The 12,599-nt window shown below is 73.7% G+C and carries 10 protein-coding genes and 1 pseudogene; 6 read left to right on the forward strand and 5 right to left on the reverse strand.

Annotated features, from left to right (window positions below):
• Positions 1-87: pseudogene (locus AB0D01_RS30225) on the forward strand (lytic transglycosylase domain-containing protein); the annotation flags it as partial.
• A gap of 130 nt (positions 88-217) precedes the next feature.
• Here AB0D01_RS30225 and AB0D01_RS30230 read toward each other — a convergent pair.
• Positions 218-1,387 (reverse strand): steroid 3-ketoacyl-CoA thiolase, encoded by a 1,170-nt coding sequence (locus AB0D01_RS30230; RefSeq protein ID WP_363060789.1) that lies wholly within the window; start codon positions 1,385-1,387, stop codon positions 218-220.
• Between the two features lie 257 nt (positions 1,388-1,644).
• On the opposite strand from AB0D01_RS30230, the gene AB0D01_RS30235 reads away from it, so the two are divergent.
• Positions 1,645-2,898, forward strand: a complete 1,254-nt coding sequence (locus tag AB0D01_RS30235; RefSeq protein WP_363060791.1) for a cytochrome P450 — start codon at positions 1,645-1,647, stop codon at positions 2,896-2,898.
• Between the two features lie 243 nt (positions 2,899-3,141).
• Here AB0D01_RS30235 and AB0D01_RS30240 read toward each other — a convergent pair whose 3' ends face one another.
• Positions 3,142-3,657, reverse strand: coding sequence for a PaaI family thioesterase (locus tag AB0D01_RS30240; protein ID WP_363060793.1), 516 nt, complete (start codon positions 3,655-3,657; stop codon positions 3,142-3,144).
• A 107-nt stretch (positions 3,658-3,764) separates the two neighbouring features.
• Here AB0D01_RS30240 and AB0D01_RS30245 point away from each other — a divergent pair, with 107 nt between their 5' ends.
• Complete coding sequence (locus tag AB0D01_RS30245; protein WP_363060795.1) at positions 3,765-4,700, forward strand: helix-turn-helix domain-containing protein; 936 nt, start codon at positions 3,765-3,767, stop codon at positions 4,698-4,700.
• A gap of 86 nt (positions 4,701-4,786) precedes the next feature.
• On the opposite strand, the gene AB0D01_RS30250 is transcribed toward AB0D01_RS30245, so the two are convergent.
• Positions 4,787-6,904, reverse strand: a complete 2,118-nt coding sequence (locus AB0D01_RS30250; RefSeq protein ID WP_363060797.1) for a bifunctional glycosyltransferase 87/phosphatase PAP2 family protein — start codon at positions 6,902-6,904, stop codon at positions 4,787-4,789.
• Between the two features lie 134 nt (positions 6,905-7,038).
• Between AB0D01_RS30250 and AB0D01_RS30255 the strand changes: the two genes are divergently transcribed.
• The gene (locus AB0D01_RS30255; protein ID WP_363060799.1) at positions 7,039-7,374 is read left to right on the forward strand and encodes an antibiotic biosynthesis monooxygenase; all 336 of its coding nucleotides are present in this window, start codon (positions 7,039-7,041) and stop codon (positions 7,372-7,374) included.
• Positions 7,375-7,548: 174 nt separating this feature from the next.
• Here the strand turns inward: AB0D01_RS30255 and AB0D01_RS30260 are convergent, their stop codons facing one another.
• On the reverse strand, positions 7,549-7,944 hold the full coding sequence (locus AB0D01_RS30260; protein ID WP_363060801.1) for a nuclear transport factor 2 family protein: 396 nt from the start codon (positions 7,942-7,944) through the stop codon (positions 7,549-7,551).
• Positions 7,945-8,158: 214 nt separating this feature from the next.
• Between AB0D01_RS30260 and AB0D01_RS30265 the strand changes: the two genes are divergently transcribed.
• Positions 8,159-8,665 (forward strand): GNAT family N-acetyltransferase, encoded by a 507-nt coding sequence (locus AB0D01_RS30265; RefSeq protein WP_363060960.1) that lies wholly within the window; start codon positions 8,159-8,161, stop codon positions 8,663-8,665.
• 20 nt (positions 8,666-8,685) lie between these two features.
• On the opposite strand, the gene AB0D01_RS30270 is transcribed toward AB0D01_RS30265, so the two are convergent.
• Complete coding sequence (locus tag AB0D01_RS30270; protein ID WP_363060803.1) at positions 8,686-10,737, reverse strand: MFS transporter; 2,052 nt, start codon at positions 10,735-10,737, stop codon at positions 8,686-8,688.
• A gap of 136 nt (positions 10,738-10,873) precedes the next feature.
• Between AB0D01_RS30270 and AB0D01_RS30275 the strand changes: the two genes are divergently transcribed.
• Positions 10,874-12,445 (forward strand): peptidoglycan-binding protein, encoded by a 1,572-nt coding sequence (locus tag AB0D01_RS30275; protein WP_363060805.1) that lies wholly within the window; start codon positions 10,874-10,876, stop codon positions 12,443-12,445.
• The last annotated feature ends 154 nt before the right edge of the window (positions 12,446-12,599 follow it).

Consider the following 12,599-nt stretch of genomic DNA (forward strand, 5'->3'; position numbering starts at 1 on the left):
ATCAAGTGGGGCCTGGACTACATGAACGAGCGCTACGGCAGCCCCGTCGGCGCCTGGAACTTCTGGCAGGCCAACCACTGGTACTAGGCCGCCACAGCACGAGCGCGGTACGTACACGAAGGCCCCGGCGGCCGACCTCCCCAGGTCCGGCCCCCGGGGCCTTCCGCATCCCATCCCACGGGGTCTGGTGCGCGCGCGTGGCGTCAGGCGTGCGACGTCACAGGCGCTGGATGATCGTGCCGGTCGCCAGCGCGCCGCCCGCGCACATGGTGATCAGCGCGAACTCCTTGTCGCGGCGTTCCAGCTCGTGCAGCGCGGTGGTGATCAGTCGGGCGCCGGTGGCGCCGACGGGGTGGCCGAGCGCGATGCCGCCGCCGTTGACGTTGACCTTCTCCAGGTCCTGGTCGAAGACCTTGGCCCAGCTGAGGACCACGGAGGCGAAGGCCTCGTTGATCTCCACGAGGTCGATGTCCTTGAGGGACATGCCCGCCTTGCCGAGGACGGCGCGGGTCGCGTCGATCGGTCCGTCCAGGTGGAAGTGCGGGTCGGAGCCGACCAGCGCCTGGGCGACTATGCGGGCGCGCGGGCGCAGTTTGAGGGCGCGGGCCATCTTGCGGGAGGCCCACATCACCGCGGCGGCGCCGTCGGATATCTGCGAGGAGTTCCCGGCGGTGTGCACGGCGGTCGGCATGACCGGCTTGAGCCGTGCGAGGCCCTCCATGCTGGTGTCGCGCAGGCCCTCGTCGCGGTCGACCAGTCTCCACATGCCCTGTCCGGCGGCCTGCTCGGCCTCGGTGGTCGGGACCTGGACGGCGAAGGTCTCGCGCTTGAAGCGCTCCTCGGCCCAGGCGGTGGCGGCCCGCTCCTGGGAGAGCACGCCGAGGCGGTCGACGTCCTCGCGAGTCAGGCCCCGGTGGCGGGCGATCCGCTCGGCGGCCTCGAACTGGTTGGGGAGGTCGACGTTCCACTCGTCCGGGAAGGGTTTGCCCGGTCCGTGCTTGGAGCCGGAGCCCAGCGGGACGCGGCTCATGGCCTCGACGCCGCAGGCGATGCCGACGTCGATGACCCCGCCGGAGATCATGTTGGCGACCATGTGGTTGGCCTGCTGGGAGCTGCCGCACTGGCAGTCCACGGTGGTCGCGGCGGTCTCGTAGGGCAGTCCCATGGCGAGCCAGGCGTTGCGGGCCGGGTTCATGGACTGCTCGCCGGCGTGGGTGACGGTGCCGCCGACGATCTGTTCGACGCAGTCGGGCTGGATGGCGGTGCGGGCGAGGAGTTCGCGGTAGGTCTCGCCGAGCAGGTAGGCGGGATGGAGGTTGGCCAGGGCGCCCCCGCGTTTCCCGATGGGGGTGCGTACGGCTTCGACGATGACGGGTTCCGCGGCCATGAGCTCGTCCTCTCCTGCACATCTCTACCGGCACAGCGCCGTCGGGGCGGGCCGTCCCGGCGCCCCGCCCGAACTAGTACGCGTTCTAGTTCCTCCCCCGCAGTCTTATGACCCGGAGCCTCGGCACGCAAGGGTCTTGCACGCGGCTTACACGGATTCCACACTCGACAGTTGGCGCGGGAGCCCTTGTCACTTGTGGAACTCGTTACTACCTTCAAGCCAACTTCTGATGGGCCGTCAGACTTTGGAGTCGCCCGATGCCCTGTCCCGCGCTGCCCGAAGGCTTCGACGCAACCGACCCCGACCTCCTGCAAGAGCGGGTCCCCTTCCCGGAGTTCGCACAGCTGAGGCAGACGGCCCCCGTGTGGTGGTGCCCCCAGCCGCGGGGCATCACCGGCTTCGACGACGACGGCTACTGGGCCGTCACCCGGCACGCGGACGTCAAGTACGTCTCCACGCACCCCGAGCTGTTCTCCTCCACCACCAACACCGCGATCATCCGCTTCAACGCGCACGTGCAGCGCGAGCAGATAGATGCCCAGCGACTGATCATGCTGAACATGGACCCGCCGGAGCACACCCGCGTACGCCAGATCGTGCAGCGGGGCTTCACCCCCCGCGCCATCCGCGGCCTGGAACAGGCCCTTCGCGAACGGGCCCGGAAGATCGCCGAAGGGGCGCGCGAGGTCTCGGCGGACGGCGGCTTCGACTTCGTCACCCAGGTGGCGTGCGAACTCCCGCTCCAGGCCATCGCCGAGCTGATCGGCGTACCCCAGGAGGACCGCACCCGGATCTTCGACTGGTCGAACAAGATGATCGCCTACGACGACCCGCAGTACGCGATCACCGAGGAGGTCGGCTCCAACGCGGCCGTGGAGCTCATCGGCTACGCCATGAACCTGGCCGCCGAGCGCAAGCAGTGCCCGGCCAAGGACATCGTCACGCAACTGGTGGCGGCGGAGGGACAGGGCAACCTGGGCTCCGACGAGTTCGGCTTCTTCGTCCTGCTGCTGGCGGTCGCCGGCAACGAGACCACGCGCAACGCCATCAGCCACGGCATGCACGCCTTCCTCACCCACCCCGAACAGTGGGAGCTGTACAAGGCGACGCGGCCCGCCACGGCGGCCGAGGAGATCGTCCGCTGGGCCACCCCCGTGGTGTCCTTCCAGCGCACCGCCACCCGGGACACCGAGCTGGGCGGCCAGAAGATCAAGGCCGGTGACCGGGTGGGGATGTTCTACTCCTCCGCCAACCACGACCCCGAGGTCTTCGAGGATCCCGACGTCTTCGACATCACCCGCGACCCGAACCCGCACCTCGGATTCGGGGGCGGCGGCCCGCACTTCTGCCTCGGCAAGTCCCTGGCCGTCATGGAGATCGACCTGATCTTCAACGCCCTCGCCGACACCCTGCCCGACCTGCGCCTGAGCGGCGAGGCGCCGAGGCGGCTGCGGGCGGCCTGGCTCAACGGCATCAAGGAACTGCGGGTCGAGCACCCTCCGACGGCCTGACCCCGGGGCGATCGGACGTCGCCGGATCGCTGCCCGGACGTCGCCCGGACGTCGCCCGAGTGGCGGTATCCGGCCGGCGGCCCGATCCTTACAACACGCGGCGATCCACCGCGGGGGCGGGCGGGGGGGGCGGCCCCCCCCCCCCCCCCCCCGCCCGGGGCCCACCCCCGGGGGGGGGGCGGGGGCGCGCCCCCCCCGCCGCCCCCGCGGCACGAGGCGTCACCCCGAACGTCACCCCGAACGTCAGGCCAGGCGCAGGACGGCGCAGGTCGTGGTCCCGTGGGCGTAGAGCTTGCCGTCGTGGGTGCCGACCACACGGGCCTCGGCGGTGGCCGTGGTCCGGCCGACGTGCAGGGCGGTGCCCTCGCAGCGCAGGGTGGGGGTGTCCGCCAGGACCGGACGGATCATGTGCACGCCCAACTGCACGGTGGTGTAGGTGGTTCCGGCCGGCAGGCGGGTCATCACGGCCGAGCCGAGCGCCGAGTCGAGCAGGGTGGCGAGGAAACCGCCGTGGACCGTGCCCATGGGGTTGAGCAGGTGGTCGCCCGGGTCCCCCTCGAAGACGGCGAACCCCTCCCCCGCCTCGGTCAGCCTGAAGCCCAGGGTGCTCGCCATCGAGGCACCGGGCAGCTCCCCCTTCAGGCTCGCCCGGAGGATGTCCAGGCCGCTCATGACCGGGATCTCGGGTCCGACCTCGGGTCGCGGCTGCCAGGTGTGCGTGCGGGTGCGAGCGGGGGGACCGCTCTCGTACGTGGTCATGCCACCGACCCTAGGCGGGCCCCGACGCGGCCGGGAGTGTCGGATCCGGCATCTTCCGAACCGATTCCGACACGCGGCGGGGGTCGGACGAGGCCTAGGGTGGGAGCGTGAAAGTCGCCGTTCTCGCCCTCGACGGGGTGTTCGACTCCGGGATCTCGGCCGTCCTCGACGTCCTGCACACCGCCAACGTCCTGCGCGGCCGGCTCGACGGCGCCCGCCCGCCCGCCTTCGACATCCGTACGGTCGGCGTGCGCCGACGGGTCCGCAGCGGGCTCGGCCACCGCATCGACACCGAGCCCGTCACCGAGGCCGACGACGCCGGACTGCTGGTCCTGCCCGCGCTCATGGAACGCGGCCCCGCGAAGCTGCTGGAGACGGTGGCCTCCCCCGCGCACCGGACGGCGCGGCGGGTCCTGGCCGAGGCCCGCGAGCGGCGCACGCCCCTCGCCTCCGCCTGCACCGGCACGTTCCTGCTGGCCGAGTCCGGGGTGCTGGACGGGCTGAGCGCGACGACGAGCTGGTGGCTCGCGCCGGTGTTCCGCGAGCGCTACCGCCGGGTGCGCGTCGAGGAGAACCTGATGGTCACCACCTCGGACGGGGTGACCACCGCCGGCGCCGCCTTCGGCCACCTCGACCTGGCGCTCGCCATCGTCGCGGGCCGCAGCCCCGCCCTCGCCGACCTGGTCCGGCACTACCTGGTGGTGGACGACCGCGCCTCTCAGGCCGGCTACGTCATCCCCGGCGCGCTGGCCCGCCACGATCCGCTGGTCGCCGCCTTCGAGCGCTGGGTCCGGGCCCGGATCGCGCAGCCGCTGTCCGTCGCGGACGCGGCCCGTGACCTCGGCGTCAGCGAGCGCACCCTGCAACGCACCCTGGCCCGCACGCTCGGCCGGTCCCCGATCCGCCTGGTGCAGGACCTGCGGGTCGAGCAGGCCGAACACCTGCTGCGCACCACCGACCTGCCGCTGGCCGCCGTCGCGCGCCGGGTCGGTTACGAGAGCCCCGGCCCGCTGCGCGCCCTGCTGCGGCGCGTGCGCGCGTAGGCCCTGCGGGCGGGCGGGCCGTACGGACGCGGGGCCTACGGGCACGGCGGCCCTGCGGACGCGGTGACCCTACGGACGCGGGGACCCTACGGACGCGTCGGGCCCGGGCCGGCCCCGGTGGTCTGCGGCAGTCGCGCGGCGGCCTCCTCCCGCGCCGGCGCGGAGCGTTGCGCGGGCACGTCGGCCCGCGTACGGCGCGGTCCGGACAGGACGTGGACCAGCCCGAAGCCGGCGGCGACGACCGCCGCGCCGCCGACCGCGTCCAGCACCCAGTGGTTGGCGGTGGCCACGATCGCGCACACCGTGATGGTGGGGTGGAGCACCCCGAGGAGCTTCAGCCGGCGCTTCGGCGCGAGCGCGACGATCACGATCCCGCACCACAGGGACCAGCCGAAGTGCAGCGAGGGCATCGCCGCGTACTGGTTGGAGATCGCGGTCATCGCCCCGTAGGACGGGTTCGCGAGGTCCTGCACCCCGTGCACGGTGTCGACGAAGCCGAGGCCGGGCATCAGGCGCGGCGGGGCGAGCGGGTAGAGCCAGAAGCCGGCCAGCGCGAGGACGGTCGCCAGCCCGAGCGAGGCCCGCGCCCAACGGTATGCGGCCGGGCGGCGCCAGTAGAGGACGGCGAGGATCGCGAGCGGGACGACGAAGTGGAAGGAGGTGTAGTAGAAGTCGAAGGACGCCTCCAGCCAGGGCGTGTCGACGACGGCCCGGTTCACGGCGTGCTCGATGTCGATGCCGAGCGCCCGTTCGAGGTCCAGGATCCGGGTGCCGTTGCCCTCCGCGAGGGGGCGGTTGGTGGGGGCGGCGGCGCGGATGTGGGAGTAGAGCGAGTAGCCGACCCGTATCAGCAGCAGTTCCAGCAGCAGGTTCGGTCGGGACGCGACCCGCCGCCAGAACGGCAGCAGGGGCACCCACGCCCACCGGGAGGCGGCGGGGCGCCCGTGGCGGGTGGGCTCGGGCTCGCGCCAGAGCGGGGAGGAGCGCGGCAGGAACGGCACGGCGCAGGCGGCGGCGAGGGCGGCGATGAGCGGCACGTTGTCGCGTACGGGCCCCAACGCGGCCAGGTTCGGCAGGAGTACGTGACTGGGCAGGGTCGCCGCGAGCACCACGGCGACGGGCCACACGGGCCGGTCCGCGGCCCGCCGGCCCACCTTGCCGGCCACCGCGAGCATCACCCACACCAGGGGGTGGCCCCACCCGGTCGGGGACAGGGCGACGGCCGCGCAGCCGGTGACGGCCACGGCGAGCAGCAGTTGGCCGTCGCGGGCGTAGCGGGCCGCGCGACGCAGGCCGATCACGACGACGACGGCGGCGAGGGCGAGGTGGAGCGCGATCCCGGGCGGGCCGTCGAGGCCGAGGCGGGAAAGGGCGCCCTGGACGGACTGGTCGCCGGGGGCGTCGGACGGGCCGCCGGGACCGAAGCCCGCGAGGTGTTCGACCCAGTACGTCCACGCGTCGCGCGGCAGCGCGGCCCAGGACAGCGCGGTGGCGCCGGCGAAGGTCGCGGCGGCGGCCCGGGCGGTGGGGCGGCGGCCGGAGCGCCACAGCAGCGGGGCGAACAGCAGCAGGGCCGGCTGGAGGGCGGCGGCGAGGCCGACGAGGAAGCCGGCCGGGCGTTCGGCGGGCACCCGGAAGAGGGCGAGCAGCACCAACAGGAGGGGCAGGAAGGCGATCCGGCCCGGGAAGGCGGCCTCGCGCACCGGCAGCGAGAGCATCATCAGGGCGACCAGGGCGGGCGCGGCGAGCCGGGCGGTGCGCCGGGCGACGGGCTCGGGCAGGGCGCGGGCGGCGACGAGCCCGGACCCGACGACGAACAGCAGGCTCAGGCAGGTCCAGGCCACCGCCGGGGAGGGGACGGCGAGGCCGAGGAGCGGCTTGAGGACGAGCGCGGCGAAGGGGGGCCCGGTGAACCGTCCGGAGTCGTGGAGGGAACCGGGAGGGAGGTCGGGGAGGTCGGGGAGGAAGCCGGGAACGGAACCGAGAAGGAAGTCGGGGAGGAAGTCGGTGGCGGAGCCCGGGAGGTGGAGGTCGGCCGGTCCGCCTCCCGGTGGCACGCGCAGCACGGCGGCGGCCTGTCGGACGGCCAGGACGGCCGCCACGGCCCACAACAGCAGGCGCGACGCCCCGAGTCGGCCGCCACCACCACCGCCTATGACTCCGACGTGTTCGTTCGTACCGCCGCGCTCCGCCGTCTTGGCCACGCCCCGCCGTCCTCCCGCCCTGTCGGCCCGCCCTGTCGGCCCGCCCTGCCCGCCGCGTCGATCCGCCGCGCCCCGTACCGCGGTCGATGCCCGGGTCCCGACGATATCCCGGAGGGGGTCCCTAGGATGGCGGCATGAGCATCGTGAAGATCAACGCCCTGACCGTCCCCGCCGAGCAGCGGGAAGTGCTGGAGCAGCGTTTCGCCTCGCGCGCGGGCGCGGTGGAGGGTTCGGACGGGTTCGAGTGGTTCGAGCTGCTGCGGCCGATCGAGGGGACGGACCAGTACCTCGTGTACACGCGGTGGCGTTCCGAGGAGGACTTCCAGGCGTGGATGGAGGGTCCGATGAAGGCGGCCCACCAGGGCGGCGGTGGCGGTGCGGGCGGCGGCGAGCGTCCGAAGCCGGCGGCTTCCGGTTCCTCGGTGTGGTCGTTCGAGGTCGTGCAGCAGGCGGCGCCGAAGAAGGCTTGATGGTCACCCTGACGGTCAAGGCCTGATGGTCGAAGCCTGACGGTCGCCCGCACCGCGGCGCGCGTGAGGTCACACCTCGCCGCGGCCACGTCGCCTCACGGACGTGGCCGCGGCGGGGGCGCTGCCGGGGGGCCGCTGCGGGTGGCTCGCTGCGGGAACCCGTCGCCCGTCCGCTCAGCGCCAGAAGGCGTCGTTCTCCTCGATGTCCTCGGTGCACTCGTCGATGTCGGTGATCTTCCCGCCGACGATGGTGAAGAAGAGGCCCTGGCGGATCTCGATGCCGCGGTCACCCCGGTCCGCGCGCTGGGTGTGGAAGGACATGGCGTGGCCCCGGCCGTCCGCCATGACGGAGTGCAGTTCGAGCTGGTGGGTGCCGTGCGTCTCCTCGCCGAGCCGGCGGTAGAGGTCGAGGACGGCCTCCCGCCCCTTGTGGTGTCCCGAGAGCGGGTTGTTGCCGGGCACGTGGTGGATGACGTCGGCCGTCATCATGGCGCCCAGTGCCTCCATGTCCCCCTTGCCGAAGGCCTCGTAGCCGCGGCGGATCAGGGCACAGTCCGGATGCTGCGACATGACGGTTCACACCCTCCGATTGCCGGATTTTCACCTTTTCTCATCATCGGCCCGTGCCTGTGGATATTCCACGCGGGGGACGTGGCGGTCGTCCCACAATGACGCCATGGACAGGAACGTGATGATCAGCGAGAACGCGGGCGACATCGACGCGGTGGGCGTCACGGTCGCCGCCGCGGCCCACGGCGTGGCCGGTACGGGAGGCGCCTGGAGCGTGTCCGCCGAGGCCTTCGGCACCCCGGAGGCCACCGCGTTGCGGCGCGCGTACTACGCGGAGGTCGCCGGCCGGTACTGGAAGCGGTCCGCCACGGAGGCGGAGATCGACCAGGGGATGATCGACGACCCCGCGGACGACCTGACGCCGCCGACGGGAGCCTTCGTCGTGGGCCGGTATGCCGGCGCGCCGCTGGCCTGCGCCGGCATACGCCTGCTCGACGCGCGCACCGCCGAGCTGACGAGGGTCTACGTCGACCCCCGCGCCCGCGGCACCGGCGGCGGGGCGGCCCTGCTCGCCGCGTTGGAGGAGGCGGGCCGCGCCCTGGGCGCCGAGCGGGTGCGCCTGGACACCCGGAGCGACCTGGTGGAGGCCCGCGCCCTGTACGCGCGCCACGGGTACCGGGAGATACCGGCGTACAACGACGGCCCGTACGCGGAGCACTGGTTCGAGAAGCCGCTCGTGCCGGGTCCCGGGCCCGCGGCCGTATCCGCGACCGCCGGGTAGGTCTCGCGGCGCCGGGAGCGTCAGTGGGCGGAGTGGTCCCGTCGCGGCAGGGTGTCGTAGGGCTCCTCGGCGTCGGATCCGCAGAGCTCCCGGTTGAGTTCCTCGACGAGTTTGACCAGGTCGGTCGGGCGGTCGGGGCCCCACCAGTCGCCGAGCAGTTCGGCCAGGGACTCCTGGCGCGCGGCGGAGAGCCGCTCCGCCGCCTCCCGTCCCCGCTCGGTGAGGACCAGCGGGAGCCCGGTGCGGACGGCGAGGCCGCGTTCCTCGACCTGACGGGCGGCGTCGGTGATGATCCGGAGCGGGACGGCGGTGCGTTCCGCGAGGAGCGCGGGCTCGGTCGAGCCGTACTTCCTGATGCGCAGCAGCAGCCAGCTCGCGGCGGGGAGCAGGTCGTAGCCGGCCCGGGCGGTGATCTTCTCGTAGACGTGCCTGCGCCCCTCCCTGGTGCCGAGGACGGACAGCGCCCGGGCGACCTCGTCGTGCGACGAGCGTTGGACGGGGTTGGAGGCGAGGGTCTCCGTCACGTCGGGGGCGGTGACGGAGCCGCGCAGCTTGTCCTCCTTGAGGAACCAGGAGATGACGAAGGCGATCAGGACGACGGGCACGGCGTAGAGGAAGACGTCGGTGATGGCGGTGGCGTAGGCGTCGAGGACGCGGGGGCGGACCTCGGGCGGCAGGAGGGCGAGGGACCGGAAGTCCGCCTCCAGCCGTTCGGGGGTGGCTCCGGGCGGCAGGGGCAGCCCGGCGAGGGCGGTGGACAGTTCGTCGTCGAGGCGGTGGGTGAAGAGCGTGCCGAAGATGGCGACGCCGAAGGAGGCGCCGATGGAGCGGAAGAAGGTGGCGCCGGAGGTGGCGACGCCGAGGTCGGCGTAGCCGACGGAGTTCTGGACGGCCAGGACGAGCACCTGCATGACCAGGCCGAGGCCGGCGCCGAAGACGAAGAAGTAGACGCTCGTCTCCAGGTCGGAGCTGGTGCGGTCGAGTTGGTGCAGGAGCAGCAGGCCGATGGCGGTGACGGCGGTGCCCAGGATGGGGAAGACCTTCCACCGTCCGGTGCGGCTGACGATCTGCCCGGAGCCGGTGGAGGCGAGCAGCAGGCCGAACACCATCGGCAGCATGTGGACGCCGGACATGGTGGGCGATACGCCCCGCACGACCTGGAGGAAGGTCGGGAGGTAGATCATCGCGCCGAACATGGCGAAGCCGACGACGAAGCTGATCACCGAGCAGAGGGTGAAGGTGCGCACGCGGAACAGGCCCAGCGGCAGGACGGGTTCCGCGGCCCGCCGTTCGACCCGCAGGAAGGCGACGAGGAGGAGCGCGGCGAGCACGGCGAGCGTGATGACCTGCGGCGATCCCCAGGCCCAGGTGGTGCCGCCGAGGGAGGCGACGAGGACGAGACAGGTGGCGACGGAGGCGATGAGGAACGTGCCGAGGTAGTCGATGGTGTGGGGTTCGGAGCGGGACGGGATGCGCAGGGCTGCGGCGATGACGGCGAGCGCGATCAGACCGATGGGGAGGTTGATGTAGAAGACCCAGCGCCAGGAGAGGTGGTCGACGAACAGGCCGCCCAGCAGGGGGCCGAGGACGCTCGTCGCGCCGAACACGGCGCCGAACAGGCCCTGGTAGCGGCCGCGCTCGCGGGGCGGGACGATGTCGCCGACGATCGCCATCGACAGCACCATCAGTCCGCCGCCGCCCAGGCCCTGGACGGCGCGGAAGGCGATCAGCTGCGGCATGTTCTGGGCCAGGCCGCACAGCACGGAACCGATCAGGAAGATCACGATGGCGGACTGGAAGAGCTTCTTGCGCCCGTACTGGTCGCCGAGCTTGCCCCACAGCGGGGTGGCGGCGGTGGAGGCCAGCATGTAGGCGGTGACCACCCAGGACAGGTGGGACATGCCGCCGAGTTCGCTGACGATCGTGGGCAGGGCGGTGGAGACGATCGTCTGGTCGAGGGAGGAGATGAGCAGGCCCAGCAACAGGGCCCCGATCGAGACGAGCACCTCACGGGAGGCGCGCTCGGCGCGGGGGCCGGGCTCCACGGACGAAGCGGTCACATCCTGAGCCATCGACTCCTCCTCGGGCCTCCGGCGGGATCAACATCTCCATCCTGAGCGGTGTGTCCCGTTATGGCCTCTCGGACGGGGTTGGGTGGGGCGTGAGGGGTCTGCATAATCGCAGGCATTGCCCAGGGAGGGGATTCCAGTGAGCGCTGAGCGCTGTCCAGATTGCGGTGTCGCGGACACCGACTGCGCGTGCACGCCGGGCGTGGGGTTCAACCCGCTGCGCATTCGCCCGTACGTGGCGATGCCCCACCCGGACCAGGGGACGCCCCCGGAGCCCTCCCCGCAGCCGGTGCTGGGCGCGGTGGCCCCGCCTCCCGCGCAGCCCCCGGCGGGCTTCCCGGGAGGAACCGCGCCGGGCCCGTTCCCGAGTGGCCCCGCGCCCGGCACCCCGGGGGACATCCCCGCGCCGGCTTCCCCCTCCGCCTCCCCGCCCGGGTCCCTGCCCGGGTCCCTGCCCGGACCGGTGCCCGCGTTCGACTCCGTGCCGGGGCCCGGGGCGGCGCCCGCTCCCGGCTCCGTACCGGAGACCGCGCCGGACTTCGGGCCCGGCGCCGCGCCGGCCTCCGCGCCCGCTCCCGGACCGGTGCCCCCGCTCGGCTCCGCGACGGGGTCCGGGGCGGGCTCCGCGCCGGGGTCCGGGTCCGTGCCCGGTTCCCTGCCCGGGTCCGCGCCGGGGTTCGCCGTCGCGGGTGGGACCGACCGCCCGGCGGACCTCCCGTCCGCGGCCGGCGGGGATGCCGCCGCCGCGTCGGCGGGTTTCCCGGGCGAAGCCCCGGTCGGTGCGACGGGCCCGGCTCCGGAGGGCTTCCCTCCCGCGCCCGGGGTGTCGCCGTACCCGGTCGATGACCGGGTGGGCGGCGGGCCGGGGGCCTCGGACGGGGCGCCCGAGGAGGCGACGACCGTCCTGCCGGTGGTGCCGGCGGCCGGTCCCGCCCCCGTCACGGGCCCGCACCCGACGCCCGCCCACGGCGGCCCGGTGGGGCCCGGCGGGCCGGACACGCCCGCGTACGGGATACCCGTACCCGTACCGCCGGCGGCGGACCGGACGGTGCGGCTGCGGGCCGTGCCCCCGCAGGCGTACCCGGCCCCTCCGGTCGGCGCGGGCGGCGCGGACGCGGCAGCCGGCACGGGGAAGCGGCGGCGGGTGCCCGCGGTGGCGCTCGGCGCCGCGGCGGCGGTCGTGGTGGCCGCGGCGGCGGCCGCGTTCGGGCTGGGCCTCTTCTCCGGTTCGGGGGCGAGCGACACCGCCATGGTCGACACCAAGGCCTCCGCGCCGGCCGCCGCCCCGGCGGGTTCCGGGTCCCCGTCCGAGTCGAGCGAGGCCCCCTCGCCGAGCGCGTCCACGAGCGCGACGGCGTCCGCGTCCGCCTCCGCCTCCCGTTCCGCCTCGCCGTCCGCCTCCGCGAGCGCCTCCCGCTCCTCGGCCGCGCCCTCTCCGAGCCGGTCGGCGAGTCCCAGCAGGTCGGCCTCCCCCAAGCCGCCGCCCCCGCCGCCCGCCCAGGCGCCGACGCTGCGCTACGGGGATTCCGGCGCGGAGGTCCAAAAGCTCCAGCGACTGCTGGCGGACCAGGGCCTGTACCGGGGCCGGCAGGACGGCCGGTTCGGCCGCTCCACCCAGAGCGCCGTGGAGAACTTCCAGCTCGAAAGCGGGACCTACGAGGACCCGTGGGGCGTCTACGGACCGGCGACCCGGCGCGCCCTGGAGGGCTAGGACCGGAGGAACGGGGACGGAAACGGGGACGGGGGACGGGAGCGGGGACGGATCGGGCGGATGGAGTCACACGTCACTCGCCGCGCGGTGGCGCGAACCGCCCCGGGTTTTGTATCGTGAAGGAACAAAGTGGTTCCGTCCGCACTCCCTGACC

This window comes from Streptomyces sp. NPDC048606, from assembly GCF_040650855.1.
GTDB lineage: Bacteria > Actinomycetota > Actinomycetes > Streptomycetales > Streptomycetaceae > Streptomyces.

What these genes read in the sequence shown, in the direction of transcription:
- AB0D01_RS30235 (WP_363060791.1), top strand. Translation starts at nt 1,645, where the DNA reads ATGCCCTGTCCCGCGCTGCCCGAAGGCTTCGACGCAACCGACCCCGAC.
- AB0D01_RS30240 (WP_363060793.1), bottom strand. Translation starts at nt 3,657, where the DNA reads ATGACCACGTACGAGAGCGGTCCCCCCGCTCGCACCCGCACGCACACC.
- AB0D01_RS30255 (WP_363060799.1), top strand. Translation starts at nt 7,039, where the DNA reads ATGAGCATCGTGAAGATCAACGCCCTGACCGTCCCCGCCGAGCAGCGG.
- AB0D01_RS30260 (WP_363060801.1), bottom strand. Translation starts at nt 7,944, where the DNA reads ATGTCGCAGCATCCGGACTGTGCCCTGATCCGCCGCGGCTACGAGGCC.
- AB0D01_RS30230 (WP_363060789.1), bottom strand. Translation starts at nt 1,387, where the DNA reads ATGGCCGCGGAACCCGTCATCGTCGAAGCCGTACGCACCCCCATCGGG.
- AB0D01_RS30270 (WP_363060803.1), bottom strand. Translation starts at nt 10,737, where the DNA reads ATGGCTCAGGATGTGACCGCTTCGTCCGTGGAGCCCGGCCCCCGCGCC.